Origin of the sequence: Neobacillus sp. 19, from assembly GCF_049463095.1 — a bacterium.
GTDB lineage: Bacteria > Bacillota > Bacilli > Bacillales > Cytobacillaceae > Neobacillus.
The window spans coordinates 236,459-255,109 of record NZ_JBMPZU010000030.1; the positions used below are offsets into that span (position 1 = coordinate 236,459).

General features: G+C 41.5%; 14 protein-coding genes, 1 tRNA gene and 2 pseudogenes. 6 read left to right on the plus strand and 11 right to left on the minus strand.

Going from position 1 to position 18,651, the window contains the following annotated elements; translation table 11 throughout:
* Positions 1-62: 62 nt before the first annotated feature.
* Together mutL and mutS are read right to left on the minus strand one after the other, a co-directional pair.
* Entirely contained in the window at positions 63-1,940 is a 1,878-nt protein-coding gene (gene mutL, locus ACO1D1_RS08615; protein WP_423335613.1) for a DNA mismatch repair endonuclease MutL, read from the minus strand.
* A gap of 12 nt (positions 1,941-1,952) precedes the next feature.
* Positions 1,953-4,542, minus strand: a pseudogene (mutS, locus tag ACO1D1_RS08620) (DNA mismatch repair protein MutS).
* Positions 4,543-4,842: 300 nt separating this feature from the next.
* On the opposite strand from mutS, the gene ACO1D1_RS08625 reads away from it, so the two are divergent.
* Together ACO1D1_RS08625 and ACO1D1_RS08630 are read left to right on the plus strand one after the other, a co-directional pair.
* Positions 4,843-5,583 (plus strand): TIGR02206 family membrane protein, encoded by a 741-nt coding sequence (locus ACO1D1_RS08625; RefSeq protein WP_423335614.1) that lies wholly within the window; start codon positions 4,843-4,845, stop codon positions 5,581-5,583.
* A gap of 95 nt (positions 5,584-5,678) precedes the next feature.
* Positions 5,679-5,752 (plus strand) — tRNA-Arg (locus ACO1D1_RS08630).
* Between the two features lie 145 nt (positions 5,753-5,897).
* Here the strand turns inward: ACO1D1_RS08630 and ACO1D1_RS08635 are convergent.
* From ACO1D1_RS08635 to ACO1D1_RS08650, 4 genes are read right to left on the minus strand one after another with little or no spacing between them, the layout of a single operon-like run.
* Positions 5,898-6,392 (minus strand): carbonic anhydrase, encoded by a 495-nt coding sequence (locus ACO1D1_RS08635; protein ID WP_423335615.1) that lies wholly within the window; start codon positions 6,390-6,392, stop codon positions 5,898-5,900.
* Between the two features lie 50 nt (positions 6,393-6,442).
* Positions 6,443-6,808: a DUF2294 domain-containing protein gene (locus ACO1D1_RS08640; protein WP_423335658.1), complete on the minus strand. Its 366-nt coding sequence runs from the start codon at positions 6,806-6,808 to the stop codon at positions 6,443-6,445.
* A 27-nt stretch (positions 6,809-6,835) separates the two neighbouring features.
* Positions 6,836-9,448 carry a DUF2309 domain-containing protein gene (locus tag ACO1D1_RS08645; RefSeq protein ID WP_423335616.1) on the minus strand — a complete coding sequence of 871 codons (2,613 nt, stop codon included), beginning with the start codon at positions 9,446-9,448 and terminating at the stop codon, positions 6,836-6,838.
* A complete protein-coding gene (locus tag ACO1D1_RS08650; protein ID WP_423335617.1) occupies positions 9,445-10,968 on the minus strand; it encodes an NADH dehydrogenase subunit 5 in 1,524 nt (507 codons plus the stop codon). The genes ACO1D1_RS08645 and ACO1D1_RS08650 overlap by 4 nt, the downstream gene beginning before the upstream one ends.
* Before the next feature lie 17 nt (positions 10,969-10,985).
* Between ACO1D1_RS08650 and ACO1D1_RS08655 the strand changes: the two genes are divergently transcribed.
* Positions 10,986-11,186 (plus strand): hypothetical protein, encoded by a 201-nt coding sequence (locus ACO1D1_RS08655; RefSeq protein ID WP_423335618.1) that lies wholly within the window; start codon positions 10,986-10,988, stop codon positions 11,184-11,186.
* A 160-nt stretch (positions 11,187-11,346) separates the two neighbouring features.
* A complete protein-coding gene (locus tag ACO1D1_RS08660; RefSeq protein WP_423335619.1) occupies positions 11,347-11,544 on the plus strand; it encodes an ROK family protein in 198 nt (65 codons plus the stop codon).
* On the opposite strand, the gene ACO1D1_RS08665 is transcribed toward ACO1D1_RS08660, so the two are convergent.
* From ACO1D1_RS08665 to ACO1D1_RS08675, 3 genes are all read right to left on the minus strand, one after another.
* Positions 11,529-11,795: an IS3 family transposase gene (locus ACO1D1_RS08665; RefSeq protein WP_423335659.1), complete on the minus strand. Its 267-nt coding sequence runs from the start codon at positions 11,793-11,795 to the stop codon at positions 11,529-11,531. The genes ACO1D1_RS08660 and ACO1D1_RS08665 overlap by 16 nt on opposite strands.
* Positions 11,796-12,011: 216 nt before the next feature.
* Positions 12,012-13,067 carry a HupE/UreJ family protein gene (locus ACO1D1_RS08670; protein ID WP_423335620.1) on the minus strand — a complete coding sequence of 352 codons (1,056 nt, stop codon included), beginning with the start codon at positions 13,065-13,067 and terminating at the stop codon, positions 12,012-12,014.
* 115 nt (positions 13,068-13,182) lie between these two features.
* Positions 13,183-14,715 (minus strand): phosphoesterase, encoded by a 1,533-nt coding sequence (locus tag ACO1D1_RS08675; RefSeq protein WP_423335621.1) that lies wholly within the window; start codon positions 14,713-14,715, stop codon positions 13,183-13,185.
* Between the two features lie 205 nt (positions 14,716-14,920).
* Here ACO1D1_RS08675 and ACO1D1_RS08680 point away from each other — a divergent pair, with 205 nt between their 5' ends.
* Positions 14,921-15,547: a hypothetical protein gene (locus tag ACO1D1_RS08680; RefSeq protein ID WP_423335622.1), complete on the plus strand. Its 627-nt coding sequence runs from the start codon at positions 14,921-14,923 to the stop codon at positions 15,545-15,547.
* 297 nt (positions 15,548-15,844) lie between these two features.
* Positions 15,845-17,290: a hypothetical protein gene (locus ACO1D1_RS08685; protein WP_423335623.1), complete on the plus strand. Its 1,446-nt coding sequence runs from the start codon at positions 15,845-15,847 to the stop codon at positions 17,288-17,290.
* A gap of 108 nt (positions 17,291-17,398) precedes the next feature.
* On the opposite strand, the pseudogene ACO1D1_RS08690 reads toward ACO1D1_RS08685, so the two are convergent.
* Positions 17,399-17,556 (minus strand): annotated as a pseudogene (locus ACO1D1_RS08690) (iron chaperone); the annotation flags it as partial.
* A gap of 110 nt (positions 17,557-17,666) precedes the next feature.
* Positions 17,667-18,620 (minus strand): carbon-nitrogen hydrolase family protein, encoded by a 954-nt coding sequence (locus ACO1D1_RS08695; RefSeq protein WP_423335624.1) that lies wholly within the window; start codon positions 18,618-18,620, stop codon positions 17,667-17,669.
* Positions 18,621-18,651: the final 31 nt, after the last annotated feature.

The following is an 18,651-nucleotide window of genomic DNA, read 5'->3' on the forward strand; positions in this document are numbered from 1 at the left end:
CTTTGTTGTTGCATGTTTTTGTGACATTCCACCGATTTTTCACAGCTCTCGGTCACAATAATTTACATAACCCGCTTAAACATCTTTTCCATTTCATATACACTATAATGAACGATGATCGGCCTGCCGTGCGGACAGGTGAATGGGTCCGATGCTTTTCGCAAATCATCCAGCAGCGCTTGGATTTCATCGTTTCGCAAATGGCGATTCGCTTTAATCGATGCCTTGCAGCTCATCATAATGGCTGCTTCTTCACGAAGCTTTTTAATATCGACCTTCTTCATCGATAACAGCTGTTCAATCATATCCTCTATGATTTGCTTTTCTTCCCCTTTTGGAAACCACTGCGGATGTGAACGGACAATAAAACTATTTAAGCCGAACCCCTCAAGGAACACTCCTACCTTTTCCAGTTCACTCAAATTCTCCGTTATTTTTACAGATTCATCTGTTGAATATTCAAAGGTAATCGGAACAAGCATATCCTGCAGTTCAGATTGGACCTGTCCTACCTTTTCGCGGAAGTATTCATATTTCAGCCGTTCCTGTGCCGCGTGCTGGTCGATAATATATAAGCCATTTTCATTTTGGGCAAAAATATACGTCCCGTGCATTTGCCCGATTGGATATAGACGAGGGATCCTGCTGTCAGTTGGATTGACATCATCTGCAATCGGTGCTTCATTTGACTCTAACGTCTGCTCATCAGCTCTAGAAAATGGCTGGGGGGATTCCCAAGCATCTGTTGTTTCCTCTTGTATTCGCGTTCGCACTGGAATATTAACAAATGGTGAAGCCTGAGGCGACACCGTTTCTTGAACGGTGTTCGCAAACACTGGCCATTCCCTCTGAATCTCATTAGAAGGTATCGGTGTTCCTTCATCAAGAATAAGGGATGTTTGCTCCGACTTCGCTTCTTCTTTTTTCACAGGCGTATAGGCCGTCGGAATGAGAATTTTTGATTTAAAGGCATCTTTAATAATTGACGTCACAAGCTCATCCAGTTCTGTTTCTTTACTGATACGGACTTCCATTTTTGATGGATGCACATTAACATCCACCAGCAATGGATCCATTTCAATATTCAGGAGAACAATCGGAAACCGGCCAATTGGCAGCAAGGTATGGTAGCCCTCTTGAATCGCTTTCGCTAATGGATAGTTTTTGATAAATCGACCGTTAATCATTGTTGATATATAATTTCTTGACGCTCTTGTCACCTCTGGCATCGAGGCGAATCCGCTGATTTTATAGTCCAGCGATTGACCGCTGATCGGGACAAGCTGCTTCGCAATCGCCAGCCCATAAATCGCTGCCAGTACTTGACGGACATCCCCGTTTCCGGTCGTTTGCAGCAGCTTCCGCTCATTATGGATTAGCCGGAAGGCAACCTCAGGGTGCGAGAGGGCCAGCCGGTTGACCACATCAGTAATATTCCCAAGCTCTGTATGAATCGTCTTCATGTATTTTAACCGGGCAGGCGTATTGAAAAATAAATCGGTAATCGTAATATCCGTGCCGCGCCATGCCGACGCTTTTTCAAATACTTCTATTTTCCCGCCTTCGATCAACACTCGATTTCCGGCGCCTTCTCCAGTCGAGGTTTTCATTTCAAGCCTGGAAACTGAAGCAATACTCGGCAGGGCTTCACCGCGGAATCCGAGTGTCCGGATCCGGAACAAATCATTTTCATTTTTGATTTTACTAGTGGCATGGCGTTGGAAGGCGATTAACACGTCCTCTTCCTCAATTCCATTGCCGTTATCGGTAATCCGGATTTTGGCGAGCCCCGCTTCCTCCACCTCAATTTCAATCACCGTACTGCCGGCATCAATTGCATTTTCCACTAGCTCTTTCACAACAGAGGCAGGGCGTTCGACAACTTCTCCCGCCGCAATTTTGTTTGATAGGGCATCATCTAATTGGATAATCTTACCCATTGTCTTCACCCCCTACTTTAACTTTTTCTGAAGTTCAAATAACACATTTATTGCCTGGAGCGGAGTCACATCCAATAAATCTAAATCCTTTATTTTCTCTAGCACTCGTTTTTCTTTCGAATTGTGTTCGTGTTTTTTCGGTTCTTTCGGTTCGTCAAAGAAGGATAGCTGGGCAGGCTGTTCCTCAATGACTGGTACCGTCTTTACAGGAACTGTCTGTTCTTCCGTTTGTTCCAAGGCTGTTAAAATTTCATTCGCCCGGCTGATTAATTCCGCTGGGAGCTCAGCAAGCTGGGCGACATGGATCCCGTAGCTTTTATCGGCTGGTCCTACTTTAATTTTATGAAGAAACACAACCTTGCCGTTATGTTCAATCGCACTGACGTGAATATTTTTCAACTTCGAAAGCTCTTCCTCTAATACAGTCAATTCATGATAGTGGGTCGAAAATAATGTTTTCGCTCCGATCCGCTCATGAATATACTCGAATAATGGCCTGGGCTAGAGCCATACCATCATAGGTGGAGGTTCCGCGGCCAATTTCGTCAAACAAAATTAAACTGTTTTGTGTCGCGTTGGTAATCGCATTTTTCGCTTCTAACATTTCGACCATAAACGTACTCTGGCCAGAAATCAAATCGTCCGCAGCTCCGATGCGGGTAAACACCTGATCGAAAATCGGCAATACGGCCTCTGAAGCCGGGACATAACAGCCGATTTGCGCCAAAATGGCGGTCAAGGCCACTTGACGCATGTAGGTGCTTTTCCCGGACATATTCGGTCCCGTGATCAATAAGACTTCACGGTCGCTGTCCATCTGGCAGTCATTCGGAACATATTCTTGGGAGTTTAACACTTTTTCAACAACCGGATGACGGCCGTCCTTAATGGCGACACGGCGTTCCGGTGAAAATTGCGGCTTCACATAGCGGCGTTCCTCACTAACTTGGGCAAAACATTGAAGGACATCCAGCTCGCTGACTACTTTCGCCAGTGCCTGCAGACGCGGAATCTGTTCCTTGACGATTTCGCGGATTTCGCTGAACAAATCATATTCAAGCTCTCCGCATTTTTCTTCCGCTTGTAAAATTAACGCCTCTTTTTCCTTTAATGCAGGCGTAATAAAACGTTCCGCATTTGTTAAGGTTTGCTTCCGTTCATACTGGCCTTCCCGCAAAAGGTGTAGGTTTGCCCGTGTGATTTCAATATAATAGCCAAAGACACGATTGTAGCCAACCTTTAATGATTTAATCCCAGTCTTTTCACGTTCTTCCCGTTCCAGCTGGGCAATCCACGTTTTTCCGTTCCGGCTGGCATCCCGGTATTGGTCAAGCTGGGTGTTGTATCCGTCGCGAATCATATTCCCCTCTTTTAAGGACAACGGAGGATTTTCAACAATCGCCTGCTCCAGCAAGTCGGTAATCTCTTCACATGGATCAAGCTTTGCCGCGATATTTTCCACTTCTCCATTTGGCAATCTCTGCAGGATTTCTTTTAAAAATGGTACCTGCATTAACGAGCGCTTTAATTGGACTAAATCACGGGCATTGACATTTCCAAATGCGACCCGGCCTGCTAAACGCTCTAAATCGTAGACTTCCTTTAATTTTTCACGAAGCTCCTGGCGCTCGAAATAATGATTCAGTAAGACCTCCACAATCGTTTGGCGATGCTCAATTTCAGCCTGCTGAATGAGCGGCCGGTCAATCCAAGTTTTTAGCATCCTTCCGCCCATCGCCGTCATCGTCTCATCCAGCAGCCATAATAACGATCCTTTCTTCCCTTTGGAACGAATCGTCTCCGTCAATTCTAGATTGCGCTTCGAATAATAATCAATTTTCATATATTGCTGGATTTGATAGGTAGAAACAGGCTGCAGGTGGTCAAGACTCCTTTTCTGCGAGCGATATAAATAGTGAAACAGCCTCGCAGCTGTCTGTTTTAATTTTTCTTGATTAAGCTCTTGAAGCAGATGAGAGAAATTCATCTCTATTGAACTATGATCCTCAAACGAAATCGCCAGGACATCACGTTCCCGCATTTTCTTTTGCAAGTCTCCATCAAAGTTACTGGCGACTACTACTTCTTTCGCACTTAAAACCGACAGTTCATTCAATACATCATCAAAATTACTTGAAAGCAAGGTTACCCTGCTTTCACCTGTTGAAATATCGTTGTAGGCAAATCCGTAGGTTTGGTCATCAAAGGCAGTAACCGAGGCAATATAATTGTTCTCTTTGTCGGTTAAGCCTTTTCCATCCATCACCGTTCCCGGCGTAATCAGCTGGACAACTTCCCGTTTTACCATGCCTTTGGTTAGCTTGGCATCTTCCATTTGCTCGCAAATCGCTACTTTGTACCCTTTTGAAATAAGCTGTTCAATATAGTTTGCGGCCGCATGGTACGGCACCCCGCACATCGGAATCCGGTCCTCGGAGCCGCCATCTCGGCTTGTTAACGTAATCTCTAATTCTTGTGATGCTTTAACGGCATCGTCAAAAAACATTTCATAAAAATCGCCCAGGCGAAAAAATAAAAAGGCATCCTGATAATCTGCCTTCACGGTTAAATATTGCTGTATCATCGGCGTATACCCAGCCATAATGACCTCCAGTGTTAAATCTTTTTTTCAAAAAGCCGCTAATGGACTTCACCTATACTACTATTCATTCGAGTATCTTCGACAAACTATTATATCATAAATCGGGTATCAGGCACTTGTTGAATATCTGCCAATTAAAAGGGATTCCTCTTGATTTAAGGGAAAAGACTTCATTGGTAAGTAAAACATCAGAATGTCGACTTTTGTGGACTTCCTCATGTTTTTGCCAATCCTCCGCGAAATATTCTGATTTATTGAACTATCAAAGCATGTTAAGATTTAACAAAGGATGGTGAATGTATGGGCTGGTTTGGGCGCAGTTATAAAAACTATGATTTTGAGATGTTCTCAATCAGTCACTTTATTATTATTTCCATCTGTATATCGGTTGCAGTCTTACTATTTTTCTATCGAGAAAAATTGAAAGATGAAAAATGGCGGGTTGCAGAAATTGGTGTAGCAATTTCGTTAATCATCATGGAAACCACCTATCATTCGTGGATGATCCTAAATGGCAGCTGGCATGTCAGCCATGCGATCCCTCTGGAATTATGCAGTATCAGCCTGATATTAACGGTGATTTTATTACTAACAAGGAAAAAGATCATATATGAGATTTTATTATTTACTGCCTTACTAGGTGCATCTCAGGCATTGATTACGCCATTGCTAAATTACGATTTCCCGCATTTTCGATTTTTCCACTTCTTTTATACGCATGTAATGATCATCTGGGTGCCGCTCTATTTCACCTGGGCAAAAGGATACCGTCCAACCATCTGGTCCGTCCTAAAATTATTTGTTTTTTTAAATGTTCTCATGCCAATCATTATGGTCATCAATAAGCTAGTAGGCGGTAATTATATGTTCTTAAGCCACAAACCGGACAGTGCCAGTTTATTAGATGTCCTTGGTCCCTACCCCTGGTATATTGTATCGCTGGAAGGATTGTTACTATCATTAAGTCTAATCGTTTGGGTCATTTTCCGCGAGAAGGCTTCAGTAAAGACAGAAGTGTCCAGGGATCTGCCAATTCAATAATGAGAACTTTTTATTGACCTTTTTCGATTAACTGATTATAATAAATAACGTTCCATTCAATTGGATAAGTGTCCCAATTGCATAGTTCTTCACTTGTCCCGATAGCTCAGCAGGATAGAGCAACAGTTTCCTAAACTGTAGGTCGGAGGTTCGAATCCTCTTCGGGACGTCAAAAAGCCTTGATATTTCAAGGCTTTTTTTATAGAAAATATTCAATTGGAGAAAATCTTAACTTGTTTAATAAGCATTAAAGCCATACCATATTTTTTTTTGAATTAGCTCTGCTATTTTATATTTTTTAATCGATTAGTTTCTTAGACAATTCCAGATAGCTTTTCATTGTCCTTTTTAATAAATAATTCCTTCACCTTTACATGCGATGGCATCAATGGATGATGGCGAATAATATGGATCGTATTTTGGATATCATCCCTGAGTGTTTTGTCTCCCTGTAACCATTCACTTACCGTACCCACAGGAAATTCCGGCTTGGTATTATTAAATAGGTACTCCAGTGTTTGTATCTTATCCTTTAATTCTTTGTTTTTATTAATATGGATCAGTATATCATCAGTGTTTTTTTGATAATCATCTGTGAAGGCAACAACGATTTCTTCAACATTTTCCTGAAAGACCGCAATGATGATGTCCCTCATTAATTCGTCGAGGGGGTGTGAAATGAGCGGTTGATATCTTTGCAAGATCATCAAATTTTCCGGATTGACATTGGTTTCTTCTTTAATAAAACGTTCTAATTTATGATCCATACCAATCACATATAGTACTTTTTTCTTTTCATCTCTAGACATCAAATCACCTCATTCTTCATTTATATCGTCTCTATACAGATTCTGATGCTTTAACATAATTTACTTTGCAGATTGCTGGCAAGCTTAAAGATCATTGCTCGTTCTCCAGTTTGTGTACTAAGATCGGTGTGAAAGCTAATTACTTCTTCCCCTGTTAACTTTAAGATAATTTCCTTTAAATCATTCAGTCCGGATTCCACTAAACTATGGCGATATTCTTTTACCGATAACAAGCCTTCTTTATCCCGACATACTTCATATTCTGCTGGAGTTAAAATAGCGCCAAGATTCACAATCACCATATCTCGTAATATATCTGATTTAACTGATACGGAGCCTCGCCCAAGATAATTTTTCTCCCAATGTGTTAAAGCTTTGCTTATTTCAGCTTCAAGCAGTCCTTTTGATTTTTCCATATCGATTCCTTTTCCTTTATTCAAAGTTTAAGACCAGCTCTCCCAGTGTCCTTCCGGGTCAATGGACGCTAGCCGAATCCATCCATTTTTCACTTTTTGCTGAAAGGCATGATCGTGGTTCAGCATCCGTTTTACATATTCCTTCGGCGCCTGGATGACCACCAGCAAACGTAGTGGTTCATGATAAGCCTCTCCATCTGATTTCATCACAGATTGCCAGGGAAGCCCCGATAGTAAGTCACTGGCGTTTCCCTGCATGACCCCGAGCCCAGCTGTGACGGTTTGGGTTGTTTTATTCCCGCTTCCATAATAATGAGGGGCAACAGTAGAGGCATAATATTGCAGGTTAATCCATTGAGCTACCGTTGCCGGCCCGGAAATTATGTTTGCGAGAATACCGCCGTTTTTATCCTTCTTCCAGTTATAATTATTAAGGAAAACCCTCCCTCCCAGATTAAAGCCTTTGGTAAGTTGCCGTTCGCCGATGATAAACGCAGCATTGCGCGCCAAGCCCCATTCCGGACGCACCTCACTCCAATCTTCTGAAAGCCGCTGGGCCTCAGCCTTCGGATTTTTAAGATGGGTACCGAGATTTGGCAATTGCGAAATCCGCTCGAAATTGGCTTCCTCACTTACCTTTGGCAACTCAGATTGGACACGATTAAATGCTTTCTTAGCTTCATCTGATAGTTCAGGAACGTAAAGCCAACGCAACTCATCAAGTGTGGTAATATGCTCAGCAGCTGCAAAAACGGTATCTTTCGGAATGTTTATTCCCTCTTTTTCGAGGCTCATCCTTACGGTTGGAAGATTGCACAATTCTGCCAGCACTCTTGCATTGAATCCGCCTGATGCTCCTCCACACGCACCACAGTCGAGTGCAGAACTATATGGATTATTCGTGCTGTGACTTCCATGTCCGCAAATAACCACTAGTGGTGCAAATCGATCGGTGAGCCCCATCATTATTAGAGCCTGCCTTACGTAGTGTACTTTTTCTTTCACCGAAAAACCAGTTGGCAAAGCTGTTTCAGATATTTGCGTATGATTTAGCGAGAGTTCCGTGGATGGTTTATGCAGCCAGCTTTGGTGCAATTTCCTTAATGTCTGGCCTGCACTTCTTGGAACAAAGCTGCGAGCGAGTGTTTGCAGGCTGAGCCAAGGACCGCTAATTTCCGGCAATACCATACTGGAAATCAGATTATGCTTCATAGCAGCAAATGTATAACCTATTGAATTGACTGCATGATGCCTTTGTTGATAGGATTCAGACTCAGGTGAAAACTCTTTTATTTTATATTGCGGTTTAAACATGACAGGCAAAGAGTTATGCGCATGGTTACTGCCAAGCTCGCAGGTTGCTATCGGTAATCCGAAAAATCCTGCTGTGCCAAAAGTCTGAAAATCCCCTCTTTTTTCAAGTTTGCGGCGAAAAGGCTCTGAACGAACATCGATACAAAATACAAACTGAGCTAGTGCCGGATTTATGTTTTCCGCCGTTTCTGCCTTATGTTGCGATATAAGCATTTTCTTTAATTGGTCTTCATATGTTTTCTCCCATGCTTCAAGCCATAGTCGATTGCGTTGAATCTTATCAAAACGGTAGGCAAGGGTCAAACATGCCTTTATTTCTGTAGAGGATAACTGAGACCAAGCATTGATTGGCAGGTTACCCCATTTGGCCCAGGCTGCAATTAATGGTTCTACATGTACAATATTATTTCTTTTTTCAGGCAAGGGAAGAAAGGGTTTAACTAATGCCCATTCCATCGCTATTCGGACGGCTAAATACTCAAACAGCAGCGAACTTTCTTCGGCTGATTGCTGCGAACGCCATAGCATCATGCCGCTCCAGCCCGGTAAAGCAAGGAAATGCGCTTCAAAATAGGCTTGAATTTCTGAAAATTGAATTTCCAGAGCGGACAATACTTCCCTTAATGCCGCAGCAGCTTCTTCCGGCAAATAACTTAATTGTTTACGCTGAATACGGCTTAGTGCCGGGTCATGCTGGACTAGTTTACGCCACGCACGATAGAAACCTTCTTCACGATTTGGCATCGACCAAACTGCTTGGGACTCATCAAGAAATAATTTACACCACTTGATCATGTGGCTGTTAAGATCGTGAGCTGCATTTACCCTTCCTAGCTGTTCCATGCGTTGGCTATAGGTTTTAACCGAATGTTTTTCGGTCATTTCGGGTGTAAAACGGTTTAGTTCTCTTACCAGACTTTTTAACTCAGATTCATCCAAAGTATTGGAAGGTAGTTGCTTTTGCATGAGCGCAGCTAGGCAGAACTGCTCTGCGACCTTACGCGGCAACTCCAAAGATTGTGTGTTTAGCCAATTTTGAAGTCCATTTTTTAAAAAATCTTGATGGATCTCACCGCGTTCCCGTGCAGATTGAAGTAAAGAGTCATTAGGGTAGATATCAATATCACAAGTATCTTTGAGCCAATAGGCCGTTTTTTCAAACGTTTGCCCCTCAAAACCTACCCAAGGGCTACGTGCTGCAAAGGTGTTAATAGGCCCGAGTGGTACAATAACGCTGCTGGCGGAGTTCACCAAGTCAATTAGATCAAAATCAAGGCTATCAGGAATCTTTTCCCAATGTAAGGCTCTTGCTGATGTTGAATTCATTGTAAATGACCTCCCTTAAAGAATGATTTTGTCAAATACTCAGGATGACTTTCTATCAAATTATTTTGAGGTTCACCCAATCGTACAAGCCAAAGATAAATAACAGTATAGGCAGCTGATGAACGATGACGAGCAAGCCATACACCTGCAGCACTTCCGGCCAATAAAATAATCAAAAGTAAAATTGCCGCTGGTTCCGGTGGTTGAATTCCCTTTGGGATTGAATGTTGTAATACACCATAAAAAGCATCCTGTACGAAATTATATACAATTGCCGCTACTGCAACTAAAGAAAAGCCTGCAATTCGCGCAATATGTCCATTTCCAAAAGCCACGAGCTGGGTCCAGGCTAAGGAAACTGACCACCCTAAGGTAAGGGCGCTTATGAAATGATAATTCTCCCCAGAAGAAGATAGCCAAAGACCAATTACCACCAGAAGTCCTAAAATCCCTCCTGTGATTGTCCATAATAATGACCGTGGCTGGTTTGCCCGGGAAGTTTGCTTCTTGTGATGGTCAAGCGCGGAACCAGACTGTAAGAAAAGAGTTGACTTAAATAGACCATGTAAGACTGCGTGGATAATGGCTGCCAAAAAAGCACCTAACGCACATTGGATGAACATGAACCCCATCTGTGCAATCGTAGACCCTACCAGCTGCCGTTTATAATCTACCTGGACCAGCATAATTCCGGTACCTATCATGACTGAAACACTAGACAATATAAGTAAAATGATTTGGCTCATATTTCCACTTAAAAGCGGAGAGAACCGTGTCAATATCATTCCACCTGCGTTCACTAATCCCGCATGCATTACCGCAGATACAGGAGTAGGAGCTACTACTGTATTTAATAGCCAGCGGTGGAAAGGCCACTGTGCTGCCGGAATGACGACAGCCAAGATTAGCATCAGGCTAATACAAGTCTTTTCCCATAATTCAAGCTGTGTAAGACTGCTTTTTGCGAGGACATGCGTCAACTGCCAATGCCCCGTGGACTGGGTTACCCAGATGACAGCCCCAAACAGTATAAGCCAGCTTATTGCAAACAATTGTCCTGTTTGCTTAGCTGCGTTTCTAGCAACACTCCACTCTTTTTTTAATCTTATCAGCAGTATTAGCCCCAATAGTGTTGTCCCCCAGCAAATCAGTAACAGGCGAAGATCATTACATAGCCAGACAACTGAATCAGCACCAGTAGTAATTGTCAGCAAGGCAAAATATTTTCTATAAGAACGATCACCAAGGAAGTAACGAACAGAATAGCGCTGCACGATAAAACCGATGATAAGAACAAACGATACCAGCAGCCATGATAACGAATCAAGCCACCATGGGCCATAAATTATCGTCTCTTTGGTGGTAAAAAGAGCCATTAGAGCAGCTAGTGGCGGCAACAATGTAATACCGACGTGAAGACGAACATAAGACAGTGGAACCCTTGGATATAATAGGAACAGTGCACTAAGTACCGATACCGCAAGCAATACAAAAAATATTTCTGGCAGGGAATTTACCATTTTGCTTCCCTCTTTCGGTGGATAGAATCATCCGACATTATGAAAATATGACTTTGATTGATTTCCTTCATTACCCTGTACTCCTTTCTGTTTTATTAAAAACAACAAAAAAACCGACAATTTTTAAGCATAATGGTCAAAACCATTACACTTTGAAAATCGTCGGTTTACTTTTAACGGGCCATTCAGGCCATTTAATTGTCTACCTAATTATGTAAGAATGTATATTTACAGATTACCTTTTTGTTATAGATTTACTTTTTCATTGAATCAATATAGTTATTAATCTTATGCTAAAGTAATCTATTCAATTGAAGAAATCATTTATTCATTTTATTTATGAAATGAATTTTACTATTAAGGTAACATTCTGTCAAGTTGAACTTAACCCATGGTAAAAGAGGCTTACTTCCATTAAATGAGGCACAATGCGGAAACCCAAAAGTGCTTCAATTACTGAATTCTTTTGGTGAATATATTGGAATTGGACTTACGAATATAATAAATACATTTAACCCAGAGGTTGTAATCATTGGTAATAGGATTGCTACTTTTGAAAATCAGATTACAAGTTGACCATTATAAATTAAATATGTAATGTCCGTTACCCATTTTTCATTGGGCTTAGAAGCCTCGAAATCCCTGTTCAGATGGTTCTCCGAGACTACGTATGCTTCCTTCTTCCCGTAATATGGTTTCTTCTTTCTTATAACAGCCTGTTTTCCCATTTCACCCATAAGACGTTGAACACGTTTGTGATTTATATATAATCTATAATTTTTTTCTAACCATATTTGGACTCGTCGGTACCCCCCTATAGTAGACAGATTAGTATGCTTTCTTTTTTCTGTCTACTATAAGGGGATCATATCATCGGTAGAGGGGTTCATTTTTCTTTTTAAACAAAGTTGTATACTTTGGCCAAAGTTCATTGTTTCAAATTCTTCTCCACCTATAAATAATTAAGTTCCTTTTAGTGTTACTCCTCAATCTGGCGTCCGTTTGCGGAATTTACTAAACAGCTAGGTGTATCTTTAGGTTATTCAAAAAGCTCTTTGAATAAACCATACTAGCCCAAAAGCTAATATCGCAGCTGATGTACTGGGGATGACCCATTTGATAGGTCTATATCTTAATTTTCTTATCCACAAAATGAATGGAAAAGCTAAGGATACGATCAATAGCTGACCAATTTCTATTCCGATATTAAAGGATAGAAGAGACATTGCCATATGACTAGGATCCAATCTCATTTCGGATAAGATTCCTGCAAAACCGAATCCATGAATGAGTCCAAAACCAAAGGCAAGCCACGGTTGGTGTTTCGAGTCCTTATTAAATATGTTAATAAGTGCAACATAAATGATGCTTAATGCAATTGCTGACTCTACAAATCTACTTGGCAGCTGAACAATATTGAAGGTTGCCAGAGCCAAAGTGATACTATGTGCAATCGTAAAGGCTGTCACTAAAGAAAGAATGTGACGAATCGTCCTGGCTCCAAAAAGCAAACTAATGACAAACAAGATATGATCATAACCAGTAAAAATATGCTCTAATCCTAGAACTGCGAACTGTTTTACGTTTTGTAGAAAACTTATTTCTCCAATTTCTAATTCTCTTGATTCGAAGGTTAAAACCTTTTCTTGTTGTTTCCCATTCAATTTAACCGTTGCATAATTCGCATGGCTTGGGTCAGAATCATCCAAAAACATATTATACTCGACCACTAATTTTTCTGGTTTATGTTCTATACTATATGCTAAGTTAATAACCGCAAATGGTCTTTCCTCAATCATTTCTATATCATTTTTTTCTACTCGGCCTTCAATAAGTTGGCTGTCCGCATAAAGTTTTATATGGGAATTGATATATCCTTGTACAACTTGGTTATCAATTACCTGTTTTTGATCAGTTTCCTTATTAAGAGCATGACCCAGTTCCTCTAAATCTAGCTTTAATTTATAATCTAAGGTTTTCTCATTGACCTCAATGGTAGAAAAACCTTCACTGTTATTGGTATGAGCAGAGGCTGGGGATGAAAGGAAAGAACCAAATGGAAGGATGATGAGCAAGATACAGTACCATAATTTTTTCATTTAGATCCACGTCCATTTCTTGTGTTTACTTTCAGGAGATGTGTCGAAAAAAGATAACGGAAAGACGAGGAGTTTTTAATGCCCCTCGTCAAGACTTCCGTTTTCCCTCAATTATTTATTTGAGATTCATGAAAATTGGGTTTGAATAGAACCAAAGATCATTCCATGGATTCTCCCCCTTAGGATCTGCTGCTGGTTCTAATTGGTCAGTGTTCGTACCACGTAAACGAATGTAGCTATCTTTATCCACATCTTTTAAAGTATAAGTAATCGTGATGTATTCACCATCTTGTTTCCAATCATTTTCAGTGAAACGTTTCACAACTTTTGTTGTAGGATTAGAAGCAGTAGAGACGTCTTCGACTTTTCCATTCACTTCTCCCATGATTAAGTCCACACGTTTAACATTTGGCTTATCCCCATTAGCGTTCGCAGCTTTTGGATCTTTGATGCGAACAGTTACCGTTACATCAGATTTCTTACCTGGAAGTGTAAGGGTTTCACCGATGGTTGCACTATTTCCTTTTGCCTTAGCATGCAATGGTGATTTGCCTCCAGCTTGTACTTTCACATCAAGTTCTGAGATCAGGTCACCTGTTGTCACAAATACATTTCCTTTGCGAAGGTTTTCCATTACATTTTCATAATTTTTCTCTGCTTTTACATATGTTTTAGAATATTCACCAGGCCAGAAGTCGCTTCCACCGTCACGCCAGTTAACATGTGAGTCAGATGTAGCGGTAATCCAAAAGTGTCTTCCTTCCCCTAACATCGAATCCCAGAAACCTCCAACGATAGCCGTCATTTGGTCAAAACCACCCATTGTTGGAGCATTTACGTTTCCGTATGACCCACGAGACCCATTAGGATTTAGTGTGCCATCCCGTTTGATTGCAGCAGCTTGGTGACCAGGAGCTCCTTCCATACCAATCGAGATATTGGGTGCGGTTTCATTCCAATTACGAATTTCTTGCGGTGTAGTTGAACCAAATTCCCCAATACCTTTCGCTGAACGGGAAGCATGGTGAGCAATATGAATAGGGAGCTTATCCATTTGTTTCATATAGTTAAGTGCTTCAATCATTTTTGATTCCGTGTTACGGCTTGGGTCATTTGGATACGCATCACGAGAATTGAACTTGCTTTCAATGTCATAGAGCATTTGTGATTCATCTTCGCCTTTTGGGATCATGAGCGTGCTATGGTCAGCTCCTGGTGTATCAAACTCCATTCCATAGAATTGAAGAACGTCAGGAACAGCCTCACGGGATTTTAATAATTCAGGATAGGCCTGTTCTAAGTTGACTTTAGAATGGTTAGGACCCCCATGGTCGGTTGTCATCATCCAATCAAGTCCATACTTTTTACCATTTTCAGCATTTTTGGTGATTGGATAAATAGCATCTCCCCCCCTAATAGCAGTTGGAGGATTTGTAGAATTGTCCCAACCAACACTCCATTCACTATGTACGTGATGGTCACCTGCAAGCCAAGAAGCACCATTCTTTTTCACTTCTTCTTTTGACAATGATTGCGCTCCTGCTTTTTGGTTCCCTCCCTCATTCCATAATGTTTGGGTGGTAAGAGCAGTTGTTGCAAGAACAGTCGTTGCGATTAAAGGTATTGCCTTCTTAAAACGAGTTTTCATTATTCCTTCTCCCCCTAAAAAACTTTTTCTAACAGTTAAAATATTAATCTAGTATTATTAGGGCTTTATGGATATTCAGTAAATTTCATGTAAATTCAGAAAAATCGGTCAAAGGGCCTATTTTTAGTAATTTATAGTATATATAATAGGAGATTTTTCGTGTTTTTACTGGTTTCATTGCTCATTAATAGGTGATATCCGCTCATTGAACATAGAAGTTCACCCAATGAGTGGAACGCTTCTTAAGGCCATTCACGATGAATTCCATGACAATGGCATTTCTCACTCAACGTTTAAACGAATGGTCTTAAAAGCCAAAGACCTGGGAATCATTACGGTCTATGAAACCGAAAGAAAGAATGGCTCGCAGTCTAGTAATTTGTATGTATTTAATCGTTTTCCTAACAATGAACTACCTAAACAGGAAATAATGGACCAGCCAAAAGAAACTAGTAATCTTTTTAAAACTGAAAAAGATCAAATGAATAAAAAACGTAAAGAAGAACCGTTTGAATTGGATCATACCTATGTGAGCAGCCGTGTTCCACAGGCGTTTGTCCAATTAGTTAAATATTTCTTCCCAGAGGCAAAGATGATTGAAGAGTATTGGCATCGGACACAAATTGCTCCCTATCGCAATAATAGCGAAAACGAAACAGATCGGATACTTGAAGTAGCCATTGCATCTTTTAAACAGCTGATTCGGAAGATGAAATTGACCAATCCCGTTAAAAATCCCATCGCATACTTTTATGGAATCCTGGATCAATCATTTACTCGGCGGTATTTTGATGCACTTTACGACGATTTTTGTAACGCTGTTGGCTTTTAGAAATGACATTTAAGTGAAAGTAACCAAAGACCAAATAACCATAGAATTTGTTTAAAAAAGGTAAAATATCTGCTATGTTTTGTCCATAAGATGGTCTATTAAAGACATTTTGTCAAGATTCGAGGACTGTTTTGAAATTTCTAGATGGCCGTAACATTTTAAATTGATTTCCAAATCGATATAGAAAATTTGTGAACTTTTTTAATTCCTTCACAAATAAGATGCTGCCTTCTCTATCTTCCTGTTTGAAAATATTGTATATTTAGATAATAATAGACAAAAATTTAAGGGGCCACTATGAAAAAGTACCTGATTTCTGCGTTTTTTGCGTTATTTTTTATTTGGGGAGTTCACTCGCAGGCTTCGGCCGCTAACGGCGGCACGCATCCCTGTGACAGATTTTCCCATCCAACTGATCCGCTGGTGTTCTGGTACACAAATGGCTTCAGTGCGACGAATGACCCGTACAACCTTGATCCCGACAAGAATGGAGTGCCGTGCGGTATTTCGAAGCAATACTATGATTCGTTCCTGAAAACGGTCAAGGGTTGGAAGGCAAGCGGTGGCAAATGGTATTACTATCAACCAGGCTCCAAAACGCCTCACAGGGGCTGGCTGCATTATTTGAAAGACTGGTATTACCTTGACGGGAAGGGTATTATGCAAACCGGCTGGCTGAAATGGAACGGCCGCTGGTACCTCCTATCGCCGAGCGGTGAGATGAAGACAGGCTGGGCTTTGGACAAGGGCACCTGGTATTTCCTTGACAGCAGCGGTTCGATGAAAACCGGCTGGCTGCAGGATAAGGGCAAATGGTACTACCTTGAAGCAAGCGGCGCGATGCGTTCGGCGGCTTTAACCGTTAACGGTGTCACTTATTTCTTTGAATCATCTGGGGCAATGAAAACTGGCTGGATCAAACATGAAGGCAAATGGTACTACTATGACACAAACGGTCCTAAGAAAGGCTGGTTATTGAACAGGGGTAATTGGTATTACCTTGATTCAAAAGGCGTCATGAAGACGGGCTGGCTTGCTTCGGGCAGCACCTGGTATTACTTAAGCACGTCAGGCGCAATGCATAAAGGCTGGCTGCATCTGGGGAACAGCACCTATTACTTGAATGATGATTCCGGAGGGATGTTGACGGGCTGGCAATTCATTGGCTATCAAGTGTATTACTTCTACCCGAGTGGTGCGATGGCGGTTAACACAACAATTGATGGCAAAGAGCTTGGCCCGGACGGCGCTTTAATTTTCAATGACCCCTATATTGAAAAATTGAATGAGATTGCCAGCCAGTACGGGGTCTACTGTATCCCTATATACGATTATCTGAACAATTTCTACATGTACTTTTTCGGCAACGACGAGGATAACATCACATCCGTTGCAACACCAAAAGGTTTAGCCACTTTCCAGAAGCCTCAAAAGGATTTGGCTATTGACGTAGTCATTGCGCTTGGCCTCCAGGGAACGGCGGACGAGTTAAGAGCTGATTTGGACAAAGCCCTTAGCGAAAAACAGGACGTATCCACGGAAAACTGGTACATCTACTATGATACGGAATCCGGGGGTTTCATGATCATTTGGGGCGAGCTTCTGCAAGAGATCGGCGATGAACTGGGGAATTTTGTTGGCGGTGAATTGCAAGGGCTCGGTGATGAGTTGCCGGACCTCGATGATAAGTTGTCAAAATTGAAGGTGAAGGCGTTACAGCTTAAACCTTCTTATTCAAAATAGGTTTCTGGGGTGGAGTCGCTTTTGCGATTTCATCCTTTTGTTTCTTAAATTGGCAGCGTGCTGGGACCGTGGTGGCTTTTTTAGACTGATTTGGTTGGGAGCAGGGTTGTTCAAATGCTGCTTCGTTGTGGAAAAGCCAATGATAAATGTGCCATGATCGGAAATCATCGGTGTATTTCACCAGATTTTCGATTCCAAATTTGGGAATTTAGTAGCAACTACGCCAAAATTTCTTCTGTTCGGCCGCGGTGGTCGAAATTATCAATACCTGCTAAATATTTCGCAAAACATCTATGCCCTTCCCTTTATTAAGGTCAATCAAAAGCCGAAATCCTATAAAAAGAACACGGCTTTATATTATGGACTAAAAGTCGTTTTATTTCTTCCAGATGGCGCTCTCCTGCTTTTCCTTGTTTACCAACAATTTAAAAACATCCGGCCTTGAATAGTGACCGACTGGATCAAAGTCAAATTGGCTATAAGCTATCTGTTTCATATCAAGGTCAGCAATGATAATTTCTTCTTTTCCCCAAACAGGCTCCGCAACATACTCACCAAGTGGTCCAACGATCGCACTGCCACCGTTACACATCACATCGGGAGCGGAGTCAAGGTCATTATAACAAGCTAAATCCGTTGGGTACATATCCTTCGTTACAAATTGATTGGAGGACAACACAAAGCATCTTCCTTCCATGGCAATGTGACGAATGGTCGACTGCCATGACTCTCTCGCATCTGCAGTAGGTGCAATATAAAGCTGAACCCCTTGCGCATACATGGCTGCCCTGGCTAAAGGCATATAGTTTTCCCAGCAAATCAATGCTCCTATTTTTCCATAGGGGGTATCAAACACAGGCAGCGTACTGCCATCTCCCTCACCCCAAACAATCCGTTCTGCTGCTGTTGGTTTTAACTTTCGATGTTTTCCTAAAAGAGTTCCATCAGGTCCGAAAAAAATCACAGAACAATAAAGTGTACCACCACTAAATTCACTATCACGCTCGATAACACCCATGATAAGGTAAACGCCCGATTCACGTGCGGCTTCTCCAAGTTGTTCCGTCGCTTCACCAGGTACAGGAATCGAGTTCTCCCAATATCGGTACCAATCCTTCCTCCCATTTTCCGTACGGCTACCGATTATGGTTCCAAAGGATAATCCTCTTGGATAGGCGGGGATAAAAGCTTCCGGAAAAACAACGATTTTGGCGCCCTTTTCACCTGCTTGTTTTATTAAGCTAACAGCTTTTTCAATCGACTCATCGCGTTCCATAATAACGGATGCAGCTTGAATTACGGCAACCCTGACATTTTGATTCGTATCCACCTGTATCTCCTCCACCTATCATTATCCTCTT